Origin of the sequence: Paraglaciecola mesophila KMM 241 (assembly GCF_000315015.1) — a bacterium.
In the GTDB taxonomy this organism is placed as follows: domain Bacteria; phylum Pseudomonadota; class Gammaproteobacteria; order Enterobacterales; family Alteromonadaceae; genus Paraglaciecola; species Paraglaciecola mesophila.
This window is the reverse complement of the sequence record NZ_BAEP01000021.1, coordinates 22,370-40,446: the sequence shown is the minus strand read 5'-3', so window position 1 is coordinate 40,446 and position 18,077 is coordinate 22,370. Positions and strand designations below refer to the sequence as shown.

At 42.9% G+C, this 18,077-nt stretch carries 12 protein-coding genes; all 12 read left to right on the top strand.

Annotated elements, in window-relative coordinates; translation table 11 throughout:
* Nucleotides 1–178: 178 nt before the first annotated feature.
* The 12 genes from GMES_RS04825 (at nt 179) to GMES_RS04770 (ending at nt 18,015) form a co-directional block, all read left to right on the top strand.
* On the top strand, nt 179–1,804 hold the full coding sequence (locus GMES_RS04825) for an FAD-binding oxidoreductase (protein ID WP_006991462.1): 1,626 nt from the start codon (nt 179–181) through the stop codon (nt 1,802–1,804).
* A gap of 152 nt (nt 1,805–1,956) precedes the next feature.
* Entirely contained in the window at nt 1,957–4,713 is a 2,757-nt protein-coding gene (gene prsT / locus GMES_RS04820) for an XrtA/PEP-CTERM system TPR-repeat protein PrsT (RefSeq protein WP_006991461.1), read from the top strand.
* A 37-nt stretch (nt 4,714–4,750) separates the two neighbouring features.
* Nucleotides 4,751–5,887, top strand: coding sequence for a GNAT family N-acetyltransferase (locus GMES_RS04815; protein WP_006991460.1), 1,137 nt, complete (start codon nt 4,751–4,753; stop codon nt 5,885–5,887).
* Between the two features lie 7 nt (nt 5,888–5,894).
* On the top strand, nt 5,895–8,507 hold the full coding sequence (locus GMES_RS04810; RefSeq protein ID WP_153811050.1) for an RIFT barrel domain-containing protein: 2,613 nt from the start codon (nt 5,895–5,897) through the stop codon (nt 8,505–8,507).
* A 30-nt stretch (nt 8,508–8,537) separates the two neighbouring features.
* Entirely contained in the window at nt 8,538–9,494 is a 957-nt protein-coding gene (locus GMES_RS04805; protein WP_039986602.1) for a glycosyltransferase family 2 protein, read from the top strand.
* 41 nt (nt 9,495–9,535) lie between these two features.
* On the top strand, nt 9,536–10,621 hold the full coding sequence (locus GMES_RS04800) for a glycosyltransferase (RefSeq protein ID WP_039986600.1): 1,086 nt from the start codon (nt 9,536–9,538) through the stop codon (nt 10,619–10,621).
* A complete protein-coding gene (locus GMES_RS04795; protein ID WP_006991456.1) occupies nt 10,621–11,628 on the top strand; it encodes a polysaccharide deacetylase family protein in 1,008 nt (335 codons plus the stop codon). The genes GMES_RS04800 and GMES_RS04795 overlap by 1 nt, the downstream gene beginning before the upstream one ends.
* A complete protein-coding gene (locus tag GMES_RS04790) occupies nt 11,625–12,692 on the top strand; it encodes a GNAT family N-acetyltransferase (protein WP_006991455.1) in 1,068 nt (355 codons plus the stop codon). Before GMES_RS04795 ends, GMES_RS04790 begins: the two co-directional genes overlap by 4 nt.
* A gap of 73 nt (nt 12,693–12,765) precedes the next feature.
* The gene (gene asnB / locus GMES_RS04785) at nt 12,766–14,682 is read left to right on the top strand and encodes an asparagine synthase (glutamine-hydrolyzing) (RefSeq protein ID WP_006991454.1); all 1,917 of its coding nucleotides are present in this window, start codon (nt 12,766–12,768) and stop codon (nt 14,680–14,682) included.
* A 13-nt stretch (nt 14,683–14,695) separates the two neighbouring features.
* Nucleotides 14,696–15,811 (top strand): glycosyltransferase, encoded by a 1,116-nt coding sequence (locus tag GMES_RS04780; protein WP_006991453.1) that lies wholly within the window; start codon nt 14,696–14,698, stop codon nt 15,809–15,811.
* 3 nt (nt 15,812–15,814) lie between these two features.
* Nucleotides 15,815–16,864 carry a sulfotransferase gene (locus GMES_RS04775; protein WP_006991452.1) on the top strand — a complete coding sequence of 350 codons (1,050 nt, stop codon included), beginning with the start codon at nt 15,815–15,817 and terminating at the stop codon, nt 16,862–16,864.
* The gene (locus GMES_RS04770) at nt 16,861–18,015 is read left to right on the top strand and encodes a glycosyltransferase family 4 protein (RefSeq protein WP_006991451.1); all 1,155 of its coding nucleotides are present in this window, start codon (nt 16,861–16,863) and stop codon (nt 18,013–18,015) included. Before GMES_RS04775 ends, GMES_RS04770 begins: the two co-directional genes overlap by 4 nt.
* Nucleotides 18,016–18,077 lie beyond the last annotated feature (62 nt).

The window sequence follows — 18,077 nt, the reverse complement described above, 5'->3', positions numbered from 1 at the left end:
TTAATCGCCAAATAACACCGTATATCTTTTCTTTGAGTAAAAATATTTAGATAATCTGTGCTCTTTTATTCGTTTTTACTCATAAAATTCAAGATTCCCCATTAATTTACATTTACTCTTTGTGCTACCAGTTTGTATAGTATATTCACCTTGCTTCGTGTCTAACCTAGGAAAAAAAATGGACGTAAAGGAACTTATCCAAACAGCTATCTCTAAAGAAGAAGCTGCAGTATTTGAGCAAGTTCAAGCAACTGAGCTTTACGGAAAAACGACTTTTTCCACTGACATCCATATCGATTTAGCAGTAAAAATCTTTGACGAGGCTGCAATCCCTAAGCTTCTGCACTTAGCAAATGAGCTTAAACTTCATCTTTACCCTGTCAGCACCGGAAATAATTGGGGATATGGCTCAGTTCAAAATACGCCTGTCACCGGCATGAGAATCGTCGTCGATTTAAGCCCACTTAAGACAATTATTCCCAATAATAAAAAAGCGGGGTTAGTGACCGTTCAACCGGGTGTAACCCAGCAGGATTTATTTGATTTTTTACAAGAAAACGACTGGCCATTCATGGTGCCCGTTACCGGTGCTGGGCCCCACTGCAGCATTCTAGGAAATGCATTGGAGCGAGGTTATGGTATCACCCCCAGAACGGATCACTTTGCTGCTGCCAACGCGTTAAAAGCATATCTTCCTCACCCTAATTTGTGTCACACGAAATTTGAATCCGCGGTTTCTGCCCTAGATGGTTCTTCCGATGACTATATCGATAAAACGTTTAAATGGGGTTTAGGCCCTTACATAGATGGTCTATTCACCCAAAGTAATTTTGGAATTGTCACCGAAATGACAATTCGCCTCGCCCCTAAGCCCAAGCACTTTAGTGCATTCTATTTGCAAGTCTTTGATTTAGAGAAGTTCACTGATGCAGTCGCCCTTATTGAGCAGACCTTACTAGAGTCTGATGGCATTGTTGGCTCTATAAATTTGATGGACCGCCGTCGTCTTGTATCGATGGTCGCGCAAAATCCGAACGGTCAAGGTCAGCACAGTGTAATGACTGATAGGCAAGTTGAGGCTATCGCCAGTGAACAGCGCTTACCGCACTGGATGATCGTGGGTACAATTTACGGTTCCAAAAAAGTGGTTTCAGGCACCCAAAAGCAATTTAAGCGTCGAGCAAAGCACTTAGGTCAACTGAACTTTTCAAATAGTTGGCTGATTAACGTCGCTAAGTTTGTTGTTAACCTACCATTGCCATCTATCGGGGCCATTGACAAGATAAGAGCGCAACTAAGCACCCTGGACGAGGGTATTGAAATCATGCTAGGTAAACCCAATCAGGTTGCCCTTCCCCTTGCTTATTGGCGCAATCCAAGAATAAAAGTGAATAAAGCCAACGCCCTCTTGCCTGATAAAGATAAGTGCGGTTTGTTGTGGTACGCCCCCCTCATAAAAATGTCGCCGGAAGTACTAACTGATTTTGTTGCGTTTGTCAGAAAAACCACACCTAAATTCGGAATCGAGCCTTTGGTTACGTTCACTAACCATAAACATGACTGCATTGATTCCACCGTGCCGCTTGTTTTCGATTTAGAAAATCCTGAGGCGGTGTCCGCCGCTCACAACTGCTTAGAAGAACTCTTTATCGAAGGATGCAAAAAAGGTTTTGTACCTTATCGGATCAGCACAACACAGCAAGCTACTTTATCGTCTGATGATATTTTCTGGCAGACAACAACTGTTTTAAAGCAAGCCATTGATCCAAATAACATTTTGGCTCCTAATAGGTATAACCCTTAATATATACACCAGTATTTCCCCCTTTATGTTTTAACATCTCATATTGTTCCTAATATGATAATACAATAAAGTGGTAGTACCCTTCCGCTGTGCCTCTGCCTCAACGGTATGTGAATACACAACGGCAAGAAGAATTAACTAATGGAGTTAGTATGCGTATCAAGCTTTTATCATCTCTAGTCGCAGTTTCAGCACTTACCCTTATAGGGTGCGATAGCAAGTCTGCAGAAGAATACATCGCAGCTGCGAAGGTTCAATATCAAAAAAACGACACACAAGCCGCTATCATTGATTTGAAAAATGCCATTGCTTTAGCACCACAAAACAAGGACGCGCGCGCGAATCTCGGGAAATATTATTTGGCGGGGGGTTCTTTCGTAGAGTCCGAAAAGGAGCTGCGTAAAGCGTTAGAATTGGGAGAGAGCAAAGACACCATTTATCCCGATTTGGTAAAAGCGATTTATTATCAAAATGACTTTGATAGATTATTGAGGTTAGTAACAGATTTTATGAGTGCTGATCCGGTGGTGCAAAGTAGCGTTGCTCTGTATTCATTCTTGGCAAACCTGAAGCAAAATAACAATGACGTGGAAATAGACACTGATTTTTCACTTATGCTGGGCGATGATAAATTATTAGCGCAAGTTTACTACGCTTTTTCACAAGGTGATCTCGAATCAGCAGATCAGCTTCTATCAACTTTTCGAACACCAGAACAAAATCATATTGAAAAGCTTATTGTGACCGGGCTTCTCAAAGCACAATTGAAAGAGTATGCCCCCGCAATAGCGGCCCTTGAGCAAGTAGTCGCCTTATCTCCAGAGTATTTTGTTATTCAGTTTCAATTAGCCGAGATATTAATTAACGCACAAGAATACAAAAAAGCCAGGAAACTCACAGATGAGCTACTGAAGATAAATGCTCGAAGTGCTTATGCCAATTTATTAATGGCAAAAATAGAGTTACACGATGAAAACTTTAAAAACGCGTTCGATGCCGCCGAAATAGCAATCCAAAATGGCATAGACAGCACTCAAAGCAATTTGTTAGCCGGTGTTAGTGCCTATAAAATAGAGCGTACTGAAAGTGCCTACAGATATTTAGCGAAAGCGTCGAAAAATCTACCACCAAATCATATGGCAAATCGTCTTTTGGCGGATGTAAAAATAAGACTTGGAGAAACGGATAATCTTGTTGAAATGCTTGATGGTATTTCAGGACAAGATGCACAGAAGTCATCTCTTTTAGAAAACGCGGCAATGCTTAAGTTTCGGGAAGGTGACATTGAGAGCTCTAAGAGCTTATTTACTCAAGCAAAAGAAGGCGCTCCCGATAACGCAGTAACTCTACTTCGCGAAGGATTGGTAAAACTGTCATCTGGTGATCAATCAGGCATTGAGAGTCTTGAGTCGGCAATAAAGCTTGACCCTACGCTAAATGAAGCTTGGAGCCTTCTTGCGCAAGCCCATATGCAGGCCAACGAACCGCAAAAAGCAATTTCTGTTGCGAAGCGCTGGCAAAGTGTTAATGAAGTAGACGGTTTGGTATTGGAGTCATATTTACTTCAGCAACAAAATAAGGATACTCAAGCGAGAGTCTTACTCGATAAAGCTCTATCGATAGAGCCTAACAATTTTCCCGCTATGCGCTTCCTGATGTTAATGAATGCGCGAGAGAAACGTTTTTCTGAAGCGCGCGAACTAGCAGAAAAATTAATAAAATCTTCAGATAACCTTGATGGAAGATACCAATTAGTATTGACTTTAATCAACATATCTATCGCACAAGATGACATGTCATCGGTAGAAGCATTATTCAAGTCGTTAATCAACGAGAGCGAAGACCCCGAGACAGGTAGTGTACTTCAACTAAAAGTCGGACTAGCTACGCTATATAATTATCAAGGAGAGTACCCAAAATCACTTGCCCTTCTAGAACCCATCGAGGACTCGAAAGACTTTTTCGTTCTCTCAGCATTAGGGGAAACCTACGCTGGGTTGAATGAATTTAATAACGCGAAATCGACTTTTCAGGCGCTGATTAATGCATTTCCAAGAGACACGCGAAGTTGGGTACAGCTAGTAAATTTACTTAATCAATTCAACTTTCAACGTGATGCAGTTGATACCGCTGCTCGTGCAGAAGCGGCTATACCAAATGATCCACGCTTAACAGTTCTAAGCATTCGAGCACTTATTCGTTCAGGTGATGTTAAAAAAGCAAAGCAGAAAATGGATGCTATGAAAACTAAGGGAAATAGCTCTCCTATGTTTGACTTATTCGATGGCGAGATGGCGTTAGCTAACAAGGATTATGAAAAGGCCAGTGATGTCCTCACCCAGTACTATAACAATCGCCCTTCTTGGGACTCAGCAATACCTTTGGCAAAAGCGTTAGCGTTTCAAGGCAAGGCTGAATTAGGTGGAAAATATTTAGTTCAACAAACGGCTAAGAGTAACTCTAAGCTAAGTAAAATCCATTACATTGCGGAATATTATGCTAAACACGGTCAGCTGGAGTCTGCCGCAGAGTACTACGAAGCACTTTTAGATATCATACCTGAAGACTTTGTCACTCTTAATAATTATGCCAACCTCGCAATCGCCCAAGGGAACACTGAGCAGGCCATAAACCTCGCTCAACAAGCTATTCAGATACAACCAAATTCACCTTATGCTATGGATACACTTGGCTGGGCACTATTTAGAAATAATCAATTTTCAGACGCGCTAACTTACATCAAAAAGGCAAATGCGGAATTACCCAAGAACAACGAAATTACCCTCCATCTGATTGAGCTGTTGATCGCTACAGGCAGTAAAGATAAAGCTAAAGGGCTTATCAATCGATTTAAGCCTGCTAATGATACTGAGAAAGACAGATTATCGCGCCTAAGCGCCAGTATTTAAGTCACGGCAGTCACAGGCCAAGCAAAAGTTTTTTTGCTTGGCCTGTTTAATATATTTCAACCGAGTAAATCGTATCTATACCATCACTCATTATCCATTAGAAGATATCGCGCTGCATGAGGCTCTGTGGGGCGAGCTTTATAAACAGTCTGATGCTAGCGTTTTTCTTAATTGGTCCTGGATAAAAGCATGGTTAACGTCAATAGATTCTGTACCGGTTGTGTTAGCTGCGTATGAAAATACTCGCTGTGTAGGTTTAGCTTTTTTAACGCAGCGAAACGCCCGTTCTTCGAGCAGAATAAATATCAAACAGCTATGGCTGCATAGAAAAGGTGAGCAGGCGTCAGATCAAATGTGGATTGAGCATAACGATTTTCTGGTGCATCAAAACAACAAAGAACAGATACGTTTAGCCATGTTGGAATATCTGTTTGCGCAAAAAAAACTTTGGCACGAATTGTATTTTGGTTTAACGAATTCAAAAGTGATTGATTCACTCAAACTAAACTGGCCATCCTGTCGAGAAGTTATTAGCTCCCCCGATTTCGAAGTCGATTTACGTCACAAAGCGAATTTAAATGATTACTTAGCTGATTTATCGAAAAACACTCGTTCACAAATTAGGCGTACAAAAAAGCTATTAACACAATCTGGTGAACTAGAGCTTACCTTGGCTCAAACCGCAGCCCAAAAAGAAACGTTCCTAGAGGATATATCTCGACTTCACAAAGATAAATGGAGAGATACAGAATTTGGCAGTGGATTTGATAACCCAATTTTTGAGCAATTTCACAGACATCTTATTTTTGAAGATGATGTAACTAATAAAACCCGACTTTACTGTCTCACTCTCGATAAAAAACCAATCGCCTACATATATCTATTAATAGATGATGACACTTGGTATTTTTACCTGTCCGCCATAAACGGCCATGACGACAACAGAGTCAAAGTCGGATTAATTGCACATGCATATATAATTGAACAAGCCATAGCTGAAAAAGTCGGTAAATATAGCTTTTTAGCAGGGGAAGCACGCTACAAGCGTTCGTTATCAAACCTCCCTGAAACAAGCCAAACACTGGTTTGTTTTTATCAACCTACTGTGTTTATGCGTCTACGAGAATGTGCAAGACGATATAAAAACGCATTACCAAACATACTGAGACATTAGAATACAAATGATGACTGAAGATGCCGGTGACTACTCTGTTCCCATAAAATTAGACACATTGCAAAACAGCGCTGTTACTTCTGTGAGCGTGCCTCTAGCAAAAGGCGTATTACATGAACTTACAGCAAGTCAGCTATTAGCAAATGGAGCACCAATACCTTGTGGTGCAAAAGCACTCACCAATTGGCCTGATGGCAGTATTAAATGGCTACATCTAACCTTTGCCGTTCCCAAACACTTAACAGGAGACCTAATATTCAGGGTTGCTAAGGCCAAGCAAAGCGAGACCGCTAATGCACCAGAGAGCCTATCTTATATTTCGAATGACTCACACACCACAGTCACTCATTCGCTTTATCGCTTTACGTTAACCCATGCTGATGGCAGCTTTTCAATCGCGCCAGGCACAGCAGATGACGCCAATAAGGTTATCCGAGGTTGTCTGAACTTACATGACGCCCATAGCCGATTAGGCGCCGTTTCATCTTGTCAGGTATCCATAGACCACACCCAATCGCTACTTGATGGCGCTATCTACGCTTTATCAGTGCAGGTCGATATGACTTACGCGCTCGTAGATGACGACACTGTTTCGAATATTACGTCAACAAGCGTTTTTTTATTCACCTCCGCCCATGAAGCGATAAAGTTAGATGTCACCCTACATAACGCGAATGCGGCAGTGCACTCAGGGGGGAGTTGGGATTTAGGAGATGCCAATTCGTTTTACTTTTCAGCACTTACCCTTGCTATGAAAGGCGATAATGCTTCAACTTTTAGTTATCGAACAGAACAGGACAGTCCGTGGCAGACTCATCTAACAGAGGCGGCCACAGATACAAGTAACGTGAGTATTCAGCAATTTTCAAGTGGTGGTGAGAATTGGCTAAGCCCTGTGCACGTTGACCATAGAAACACCCTCCCATTTAGTGTTAATGGTTACCAAGTCGACAAAGAAGGCGAAGTCATTACTTCGGGTCAACGGGCGACGCCTTTAGTATCTTGGGCCGACAAGGTAAGTGTTACGATTGAGAACTTTTGGCAGAAATTTCCTACATCGATAAACATGACACCTAATGAGATGCTAATCAGCTTTTTTCCTGCACAGAAAAACCACCTGCACGAGCTTCAAGGTGGCGAAAAAAGTACGCATTCAGTATGGCTCTCAACTAACGATAAACCTGACTCACTTGACGAACTCACTAGTAGTAGTAAAGGTATCCTTTTTTGCGGTGAATATTTACATAGTGAAATACCGCTGTACACAGAATGTCAAAATGCACACAGCACCATACAGGACTTGATAAATAACGGTTTACACTCACAAAATAATTTCTTTGAAAAACGTGAAAAGCTTGATGAATACGGATGGCGGAATTTCGGTGATATTTATGCTGATCACGAAACGGCAGAACACCAAGATGATTCAATTTTCGTTTCACACTATAACAACCAGTACGATCCAATTTATGGTTTCTTGCGGCAATTTATACTAAGCAATGACCAACAGTGGTTTACGCTAGCCGATGATCTCGCCAAGCATGTTATGGATATCGATATTTATCATACTAAACAGGACAAGGACGAATATAATGGCGGCCTTTTTTGGCACACTGATCATTATTTGCAGGCTTTTACATCGAGTCATCGTTCATATTCAAAACATCAAGGTATAGGTGCCTATCAGGATCACGCTGGCGGCGGCGGACCCGGCGGCCAACATTGTTACACATCAGGTCTAGCGCTGTATTACATATTAACTGGCAACCCAAACGCCAAAGAAGCCGTGCAAACACTGACTCAATGGATCACTTATGTGTATGAGGGCGGCAATACATGCCTAGAGCTGTTACTCGCCCTTAAAAACAGACATGTACTCGGCCTAAAGAACCATTTTACCGGTCAATACCCTCTTGACCGTGGTACCGCGAATTACATTAACGCGTTGCTCGACAGTTATGTGATCACAAGCGAACGTGCATCGCTACAAAGAGTTGAACATGTTATCCAACATACTATTCATCCAAATGAAGACGTCACATTACGCCATTTGAGCAACGTCGAAGAAACGTGGTTTTACACCGTATTTCTACAATCTTTAGTGCGATACCTAGACATTAAAAGCGTTAATAAGGAGTTCGATGACGCTTTTTATTATGCGCGAGATGGACTGTTATGTTTTGCTCAGTGGATGCTCGAACACGAATATATGTATCTCGATAAACCGGAAATTTTAGAATATCCAAATGATACCTGGACGGCTCAAGACTTGCGTAAAGCCCATGTACTTAGCGCGGCCTACTTTTACGGAAATAAGCACGATCACACACTTTTGCAAAAAGCTGAGTATTTTGAGAACGAAGTTTCGGCTCGATTAGAGCAAAGTGACACTAAAACCTATACCCGTATCATGGTTTTACTGATGCAGAACGACGGACCAACGTCTCACTTCAAGCACGCTGTGCTGCCGTCTGAGTTCAATGCGCGAAAGACGGACTGGGTGGCTCCAGCTTATGCCAAGGGCACAAATGTGACGCGCATAGTAAAAGCATTTGTGAAACGTATGCTAGCACTTTCAATTAGCAATGAAGTAAACTGGCTTAAAAAAAGGCTAGGATAGCCAGTGATACACTCAGGAACACCTAACTAGATGCAGATTTCTTTTATCATTCCCCACAAGGGAAGGTTTGAAATGTTAATTCAAACCATTGAATCTATTGCTAAACAGACCTTTGACTTATCCCAAGTAGAAGTCATTGTGGTCAGTCAAACGAAAGAGGCGCTGAGCCACACCTTTTGTAACGACCATTCATTACGTATCAACACATTTTTACGTCCTGAGTCAGACACCATCTCGGCCCTTAGAAATTACGGCGAGACTCAAGCTAGCGGAGAGTTTCTAGCGTTTCTTGATGCAGACATCTATTTGTCAGAAAACTGGCTTGAGCAAATGTTAGACACCTTAGATTGCGATCCAACTCGGATTGTCGCCAGTGCTATGCAAATTTGTCTGCCAGAGGCACCGCCACTAGAGAAAATTCGCACGAGTTTGAGCAATGCAGAATTGGATACCAACGTAGCGTTTTTACCCGGTCGAAATTTATTTCTTACCCGCAGCGCATTTCACAAAATTGGCGGATTTCCAGAACACTTGCTGACCTGCGAAGATTACTATTTTACTGACAAAGCAGCGCAACTAGGTGCCCTATTTTATACCTCAGCAGCTAATTACATTCATCTAGGTGAAGATAAAACCCTAAAAGGTATGTTTGATAAGGAGATATGGCGCGGGCAGTCAAATTTGAAATCTATCGAAGGCCGGCATATTCCACTCAGAGAGTGGCCAAGCTTTATTGTTCCCCCAGCGATTTTTTTATGCATTCTGTGTGCTCTTATTCTAATATGCGCCGGGCAAATGGCCCTAGCCTTACTTAGTTTGATATTGGCCCTGGTACCTTTACTTGCATACACCATACGTTTGTATCGCTTAGATACATTGAAGGTCTCTTTTTTAAACACATTCACCTTCTATACGGTGTACTTTCCCGCTCGGGCGATTGGTACCTTTGCTGGCATATTTAAATCCATTAGCAATAAAAATACTTAAGGCATGTTACCCATGAAAAAAAACGTAAAGTACTCCAATTTATTTGCCCTACAGGCTTCTACGGCGCAGAGCGTTGGGTACTTGCCTTAGCAAAGCATTTAGATCCCGATACGACAATATGCGACTTAGCAGTCACCATGGAGCCTGGTCAAAAACCGCTAGAGTTGGTCAAGGAATACCAAAAGTTAAATTTAGCAACGCATATTGTCGATATGAAGAATAAGTTTGATTTAGGGGCGGTGGATAGACTCGCCGCGCTAATTCGCGAGCAAAACATTGATATTATTCACACCCATGGCTACAAATCAGACATTATAGGCGTACTGGCCGCCAGACGAGCGAAAATCCAGTGCGTGGTGACTCCACACGGCTTTGAGAATGCGAAAGACTTCAAATTAAAGGCGTTTATCTGGCTTGGCTGTCAGTCTATGCGCTTTGCCCATAAAGTCGTCCCTCTCTCACAACAGCTTATGCAAGACGTGTTGGATATTGGCGTTAAGCCTGAAAAAACACTGTATATTCAGAACGGTGTAGACTTGTCTGAGGTGGAAGCAGAGCCCGTACCTGCGCGCGTGGAGCCAAACAAAAAACGCATTGGTTTTGTGGGCCAAATGATTAGTCGAAAAAACATTCGTGATATTCTCGACATTTTTGAGGAATTACATACCAAGCATCCTGATACTGAATTAATTTTGCTTGGGGATGGCGATGCGCGACAAGACTTAGAGCAGCATACTCAAACGTTAGCCAGTAAAGACGCAATAGAATTTTTAGGTTTTAGGGATGACAGATTAAGCTTACTGAAGTCGTTTGATTTATTTGTTATGACCTCAACGTTAGAAGGGATCCCAAGATGCCTTATGGAAGCGACGGCAGCCAGCATACCTGTGGCTGCTTATGATATAGCCGGTATTGACCAATTAATCAGCCATGAGAAAACAGGATTACTAGCAACGTTAGGGGATAAACAAACCCTACTTAGCTATTGGGAAAAATTGTTATACGACCAACCGTGTGCGACAGAAATGGCTGAAAATGCTAAGCAATTCGTATACGATAATTATTCTGCTCAACGTATGGCAGCGCAGTACAGTGATTTGTTTGAAGAGATGACAAAGGATAGTTAATGCAACGAAGCAAATCGCCACCCATTATTTTTATACTCTCCATTGATACAGAGGAAGAATGGGATTGGTCAGGTGCGTTCCCACAACAAAATGCTGATGTGAATAATGTGGCATTGCTACCCAGCTTTCATGCGCACCTTGATGCTCTAGGGGTTCGGCCGACATATCTAGTCGACTATGCAGTTGCGGATTGCCCTGCTGCTGCATCGACTATCAGAACAATTGCCGCTCAACAAAATTGCGAAATTGGTGCCCACCTTCATCCTTGGTGCAATCCCCCGTATTTCGGCGCTGCGACAGATGAAAGCTCACACGTAGTTAATTTGCCTAAAGAGCAAGTATCGCAAAAACTTGACGTATTAATGCGCCGCATCGAAGAGCAATTCTCAGTTAAAGCCAAATCGTTTCGCACTGGCAGATGGGGAATTGATTCCAATGTTTTAAAGCTGTTAACCAATGTAGGAATAACCGTCGATTCCAGCGTTTATCCATTTTATAGCAACGATTATTTCAGCTGTCTTGGGGCACCATCACTCCCCTACTGGCCTGATTTGAACGATCCCCTTGTGTCATCACAACAGCGGGATATTTTTGAGTTACCAGTAACTGTTGGCTTTAATCGTCCGAACTTTTCACGCTGGAATGACATTCACACCAAATTTGCATCTCCTCCATATAGCTGGACGAGGTTTAATGGTATTGCTTGGCACACACATTTTTTACGTAAACAATATTTGTGCCCGGAGCTATCAGCACCAAAAGACATGTTATCTCTGTGCGAAACCGTTATAAACAAAGGATACACAGTGCTTCACATGTACATGCACAGCTCAAGCTTATTGGATAACAACAACAGCTTATTAGGAAACCGTAACGCCTATGAGTTTTTAAGCGAATCCATAACTGAGGTGATCACGACGTTGCGCGCTAAATACCAACTGGATTTTTGTACGCTATCTGAAGCAGCTGAAAAAATTCAGCAACCTCCACAGAAGAACACAAAATGACGGTGCACGTACGCTTAGTCACACAAGCAGATAAATCCATCTGGAATGCCTATATCAATGACCACCCCAGAGCAACGCCATATCATCATTTTGGTTGGGTAGAGAGTGTAGAACAGGCATACCAGCACAAAAACACCTCAGCTATTGCCCTTTGCGGCGATGACGTTGTTGGCGTGTTGCCTTGTATCTTGATGCGCAGACCCCTGTTGCGCCCTGCGTTTTGCTCCTTGCCCTATTGTGATTTGGGTTTCTTGCTCGCTGATGACAGCACAACTGCAGATAAACTACTGGCATTCATGAAGCAGCAATTATTGAATGTCACTGGGCAAACATTTCAATTAAGAGACTACATAGACGAACCCGCGCCAGAATCACAAATGGAAGGCCAAAAAGTACGTATGCTTTTGCCCTTACCAGCAACAAGTGAAGAATTAATGAGCGGTTTCAAATCAAAATTACGTAGCCAAATACGAAAGTCAGAAAAAAATGGCCTGCGCTATGAAATCCATAAAAATGGTAATGGCTTAGACGATTTTTACCACATATTCGCGATTAACATGCGTAAATTAGGCTCCCCTGTACATAGCAAGACATGGTTTCAACATATCATTGAAAACTATAAAGAAAACAGTATATTATCCGTCGTTTATAGTGAAAATGTCCCCGTTGGTGCTGGGATAACGCTTTCTACTGGGGGAGTGACTTCAATACCATGGGCATCGACAGTTGCCCAGTACAATCGTTTAGCTCCTAACATGCTGTTGTATTGGTCTTTACTAAAAGAAGCGTGTGACAATAACATGCAAACGTTTGATTTTGGGCGCTCCACTTTTAATGAGGGGACTTATCGATTTAAAGCTCAGTGGGGAGCCACGCCACAATTACTGAATTGGTATGATGCCCTAACCCAAACTCAACAAGATTTTAGCGCTCAGGATAACGATGAGCGTGAAAACGTACCACAGGGTAAAATCAGACCCATAATTGAGAAAGTTTGGGCAAAGTTGCCTTTGCATGTAACGACCGCGCTTGGGCCTAGAATTCGTAAACATATCAGTTTGTAAATATGACCTGCCATTTGGTATGCATCAAATGGTTTGTTCAATAAAGAACACCAACTACAGGGCCGAAATATCTATGTGTGGTATTGCAGGGTTTACACAATTTAGCGGGAACATGGGTAACCAGCAAACCCTAAAAAAAATGGGTGACAGTATTTATCATCGTGGTCCAGATGCTGGTCGCGAATACATTGATGAATACGTAGGTCTAGCCCATCGCCGGTTGGCCATTATCGACTTGTCAGAAGCCGGCACGCAGCCCATGTACTCACATGACGAAAGATACATTATTGCCTTTAACGGAGAGATATATAACTTTCAGGCACTTCGCGATGACTTGGTCAGCAAAGGCTATCCATTTAAAACCCACACAGACACAGAAGTGATTCTTGCGCTATATGCAACGCACGGTGAAAAAATGCTTAGCATGTTAAATGGCATGTTCGCGTTTGCACTTTGGGACACCACCAGTAAGCGTTTACTCATTGCTAGGGATCGTGTGGGCAAAAAGCCTCTTTATTACCTTCAAACTGACACTCAGTTTGCGTTTGCCTCTGAAATTAAAGCATTACTTACGCTCCCCAATGTGTCGCGGGAGGTCAGGCTCGACGCAGTACATGACTTCTTTGCTTATCAATATGTACCAGACCCAAAAACTATTTTTACCGATATTCACAAATTGCCTCCAGCGCACTTTATGTGGGTGTCGCAAGACGGAATACAGATAGAACAATATTGGGATGTTTCCTTTAAGCAAACCAGCGATAAGTCTCAGGCCGAACTGACTAAAGCACTTTACGATTTAGCCACAGAGAAAACCTGTTCTCGTATGGTCAGTGACGTGCCATTAGGCGCATTTTTGAGTGGTGGAATAGACTCCAGTGGTGTGGTCGCTATGATGGCATTGAATAGCGATAAGCCAGTTAAAACCTGCTCAATAGGATTCGATGAAAAGCGCTTTAACGAAACAGAATTTGCCCAAATTGTCGCTGATAAATATAAGACCGAGCACCACGAATTTACCGTTCACCAAAATGTAAAAGACAACTTAGAAGAGATAGTCGGCTATTTTGACGAGCCTTTTGCCGACCCATCTTTAGTACCAACGTATTTTGTTTCTCAGTTGGCGCGCTCTCAGGTGACGGTAGCGATCGCCGGTGATGGCGGCGATGAAGTGTTTGCAGGCTATGAAAAATACACCACAGATGCACTTGAAAACAAACTACGCGAACGCTTTCCCGAAGCGCTGCGAAAAAAGCTATTCCCTAAACTCGCCAGCGTATTCGCTAAAAGTGAGCACCCACTATTGCGAAAGGCTAAATCTCTGCTAACCAGTTTGAGTTTAGACCCCGCCATGGGTTTTTATGTGACTAACTCTATGATTGATGATCGCCTTTGGGAACGTTTGGCCTCATCAGATACCAAGGCTAAGTTAGGCGCTTACCACCCAAGTGAAGTAACACTCGAAAATTACCACAAGGCCGATGGGAAAGACCATTTGTCTAAAATCTTATACACGGACATGAAGACCTACCTGCCCGGCGGCATTTTAGTAAAAGTCGATCGCATGAGCATGGCGCATTCTTTAGAAGTACGAGCGCCACTGCTAGATAAAGACGTGATCGAATTTTCCGCTACCCTGCCTTCGAATTTAAAATTTCGCGATGGCGAGAAGAAATTCATCCTCAAAGAAGCGTTTAAACCAGTTTTGCCTGATGATATTTTGTATCGCAAAAAAATGGGCTTCTCAGTGCCCTTAGCGACATGGTTACGATGTGAAATTAAAGAACTAACCGAAGATTATTTGTTCAGTAAGTCACAAGGCATTCAGCAATATTTTGATATGGATGTGGTTAAGCAACTCTGGCAGCAACACCAAGCAGAAAAAGCCGATCACAGCACGGTATTGTGGAGCATGTTGATGTTTCAAATGTGGTGGTTCCGTTATATTCAGTCGCCTGAAACGACCCACTCGCTATCCCAAGCGCAATAGTGAGCTGAATTTGATGAATATACTTCACCTTACATTCGATATGCGCATAGGCGGCACAGAGCAGGTGATAAAAAACTTGATTTTAGGGGCCGACAGAGCGCGTTTTACTATGTCAGTGCTGTGTATTGAATCACCTTTAGGCCCTTTCGCAGATGATTTAATTGCAAAGGGAGTTCATATCGAAGCCTTAGGTCGCAAGCCAGGATTTGATATCAGCTTGATTTCTAAAATACGTCAGCACATCAAAACCCACAAAATCGATATTATTCATTGTCACCAATATACCCCCTACGTATACGGTGTGTTAGGTGCATTAGCGACGTCAGCTAAAATCGTTTTCACTGAACACGGTCGATTTTACCCAGATTCAACCACCTGGAAGCGCAAAATAATCAACCCTATTCTTCACCGCTTCACGCATGCGACCACGGCTATTTCAGCAGCAACACGTGATGCTCTAATAGAGTATGAGTATATCCCTGGCAAAGATATTGACATAGTTTATAACGGGATCATGGGTGTTGAGCCTGAGCGTGCAAGAATAGAAGAGCTACAGCAACAATTCCCTCTGGCACAAGGGTGTATTTTGTTTGGCACTATCGCAAGGCTCGATCCGATAAAAAACCACAGCATGATGCTACGGGCATTTAAACGGGTTATCGATGCTGGCGTAAACGCAAAGTTGATGATTGTTGGCGATGGTGACGAGCGAGAAAACACAGAGGCATTAATAAGTAGCCTTGGTTTGTCACAGAGCGTGATCATGACCGGCTATGAGCCAAAGCCTCATGGACATTTAGCGTTAATGGATATTTATCTACTGCCCTCACTTAGTGAAGGCACGTCCATGACACTCTTAGAGGCGATGTCATTGAGTAAGCCTTGCATTGTGACCCGTGCAGGAGGCAATCCCGAAATAGTCTTACATGACGTCACAGGTCTTGTCACACCAAATGACGACGAGCAAGCTTACGCAGATGCAATGATAACGCTGGCACAAAATAAGCAACAACAAGATACCTTCGGCAAAGCATCCAAATTACGTTTTGAAAATACGTTCGATATCAAAAACATGACACAAGCATATGGGGCGCTTTATCTGCGATTATTCTCAGGCGGTCAGGCATAGACAATGAAAAAAGCACTAAAAAAGATGATGGTCGATATGACCGCTAAATTATTGCAACAGCCTTCTATTGAGCAACAACTAGACGACAATGCACGTCACTGTGCACAATCGCTACCTGCCTTGAATAATCTAGTCTCGCCTTATGCATCAAAGCACGCTCAATTCACACCTGTAACGTCTGAACGAGATGACATTGTCTTTATCACCAGTCGTTTTAGAAGCGGTTCAACCCTGCTGTGGAATTTATTCAGGCAAACCCCTGATTGCAGTGCCTATTACGAGCCATTTAATGAGCGCCAATGGTTTAATGAGCATATGCGCGGCGACAACGTTGATAACACACATCGTGGCGTAGACGATTATTGGGCTGAATACAACGGCCTGAATCAGCTAAGTGACACCTATAACGAAGACTGGATCCGCAAGAGCCTATATATGTCTGCCCAATCATGGGATCCGCAGATGAAACGGTTTATTGAGCAGATGATAGAAGCAGCACCAGGACGCCCAGTACTGCAGTTCAACCGAATCGATTTTCGTTTGCCTTGGGTAAAACACCATTTCCCCAACGCGAAAATTGTGCATTTGTTTCGTCATCCAAGAGATCAATGGTGTTCGTTCCTCACTGATCAGCAGCTAATGAACAAAGATGATGTACATAACACGTACCAAGATGCTTTCTACTTGGATGTGTGGTGCCGCGATTTAGCCAAACATTATCCTGTGCTTGATAAAATAAATACGCCTCATCCCTACCAGCGTTTTTATTATTTGTGGAAATTATCCTATCTACATGGTCTAGCGTTTTCGGACCTGAGTTTAAGTTTTGAGAACCTCACAAGTGCGCCTAAAACCGTTATTTCAGATATGTTTACTGCACTGAATATGGACACAAACAAGGTTGAACCTTTAGTCGGTGTCATTAAAGCGCCTCCGGCTGAGCGTTGGCGTAAATATGCCGACGAAAATTGGTTTGCCCAGCATGAATATATTTGTGAGCAGAACCTGTCACTGATGCTCGAAGAGCGCTCTATCACGGACCCAGAACGATGAAAAAAACCTTGTTATTGAGTGAAATATTTCCGCCCGTTAAAGGAGGAAGTGGCCGGTGGTTTTGGGAAGTCTATACGCGCATCGCTACAGGCAATGTCGTAGTGGCCGCTGGACAAGATGATAAAAGCGATGAAGTTGATAGCATTAGTCCTCTTAAAACATATCGCTTACCACTTAGCTCATGGAGCTGGGGCTTAAAAAGCCTGACGGGGCTAAAATACTACTTTCGCGCATTACGTGCCGTATTAAAAGTCGTCAAGCAAAATGACATCGAGGTCATTCATTGCGGACGCTGTTTACCCGAAGGTTTTATTGGTTTCCTCATCAGTAAAATAAAGGGTATTCCGTATATTTGCTATGTTCACGGTGAGGATGTGGAAACAGCAGCGACCAGCCGAGAATTAAGCTGGATTGTTAATAAAGCACTTGGTGGCGCGACTCGACTTATCGCTAATAGCCAGAATACGGCTGACATATTACTCAATAAATGGCATACCGACCCAGCAAAAACCATGGTATTTAATCCAGGCGTAGATGCAAGTTTGTTCATACCAGCTCCACCTTCACAAGATGTTAAATCCCTATTGGGCTGGGAAGATAAAAAAGTGGTGCTCACTGTTGGGCGCTTACAGGAACGCAAAGGGCATGACAAACTCATAGAAGCATTGCCTAGCATCATAAAACGCATTCCTAATGCCCTATACGCGATAATCGGCGATGGCGAACGCAAGAGTGCCTTACATGCTCTTGTTAAAGATCTTAATCTTGCAGAGCACGTCTTATTCATGTCTGAGCTGAATGATGAACAAATGATCCAGTGCTATCAGCAATGTGATGTGTTTGTTCTGCCAAATCGCACCGTAGGCAGCGATATCGAAGGCTTCGGCATGGTGCTAGTAGAAGCGCAAGCATGTGAACGCCCCGTTATCGCTGGGGACTCAGGAGGCACATCTGAAACCATGTTACTAGGCGAGACGGGTTTTATCGTTGATTGCACCCAGCCTCAAGCGTTAGCTGAAAAGATATGCGATTTACTCGAAAACGACACGCTCAGAGAAATGATGGGCAAAGCAGGTAGAAATCACGTTCAACAAACCCTGGACTGGCCAGTGTTGAGTCAGGCTTTAAAAGATGAATTTGATAAAATTTGAGTATTTTGCCGGATGTACAGGGGTAGTGTGATTATTCATGGCTAAATTCTAATCTCTGATGA

Coding starts and splice junctions, on each gene's coding strand:
- GMES_RS04775 (WP_006991452.1), top strand. CDS start 15,815: ATGAAAAAAGCACTAAAAAAGATGATGGTCGATATGACCGCTAAATTA.
- GMES_RS04770 (WP_006991451.1), top strand. CDS start 16,861: ATGAAAAAAACCTTGTTATTGAGTGAAATATTTCCGCCCGTTAAAGGA.
- asnB (WP_006991454.1), top strand. CDS start 12,766: ATGTGTGGTATTGCAGGGTTTACACAATTTAGCGGGAACATGGGTAAC.
- GMES_RS04810 (WP_153811050.1), top strand. CDS start 5,895: ATGATGACTGAAGATGCCGGTGACTACTCTGTTCCCATAAAATTAGAC.
- GMES_RS04795 (WP_006991456.1), top strand. CDS start 10,621: ATGCAACGAAGCAAATCGCCACCCATTATTTTTATACTCTCCATTGAT.
- GMES_RS04780 (WP_006991453.1), top strand. CDS start 14,696: ATGAATATACTTCACCTTACATTCGATATGCGCATAGGCGGCACAGAG.
- GMES_RS04805 (WP_039986602.1), top strand. CDS start 8,538: ATGCAGATTTCTTTTATCATTCCCCACAAGGGAAGGTTTGAAATGTTA.
- GMES_RS04825 (WP_006991462.1), top strand. CDS start 179: ATGGACGTAAAGGAACTTATCCAAACAGCTATCTCTAAAGAAGAAGCT.
- prsT (WP_006991461.1), top strand. CDS start 1,957: ATGCGTATCAAGCTTTTATCATCTCTAGTCGCAGTTTCAGCACTTACC.
- GMES_RS04790 (WP_006991455.1), top strand. CDS start 11,625: ATGACGGTGCACGTACGCTTAGTCACACAAGCAGATAAATCCATCTGG.